1 pseudogene is annotated in these 411 nt (G+C 72.5%); it reads left to right on the top strand.

Annotated features, from left to right (window positions below):
- Positions 1–411 (top strand): annotated as a pseudogene (locus G3I78_RS49530) (hypothetical protein); the annotation flags it as partial.

Below are 411 nucleotides of genomic sequence, written 5' to 3'. Positions count from 1 at the left end.
GCTACCTCTCCATCGCCGCCGACGACGAACGCCTCGGCTACTGGAAGTCGTTCATGGCGCGCGGCGGCGGCGAGTTCTTCCCCCGCTTCCCGCTCGAGCTCGGCGTGGAGCCCGGCCGGATGTACCCGATCGTCAACGAGGCCTCGCCGCTGCTGGACGCGGCCGAGGCCGAGGTGTTCGAGAAGGCCTGCCGTGTGGTGGACGGCAAGCCGTTCATGGGGGTCCTGGCGGCCGTCGCGGTCTGCCTGCGCGAGGCGGGCGGACCCGGCGTGTACCGCGGCTTCATGCCGGTCAGCGAGCGCGGCCGGGCCGGCTGGGCGAACTCGGTGGGCTGGTTCGTCAACACCATGCCCATCGAGTTCGACGCCTCGCCGGGGCGGGACTTCGCCCAGGTCATGGCGGCGGTGCGGG

This window comes from Streptomyces sp. SID13726 (genome assembly GCF_010548375.1).
GTDB lineage: Bacteria > Actinomycetota > Actinomycetes > Streptomycetales > Streptomycetaceae > Streptomyces.
The sequence above is the reverse complement of the archived record's forward strand: the minus strand, read 5'-3'. Positions and strand labels throughout refer to the sequence as shown.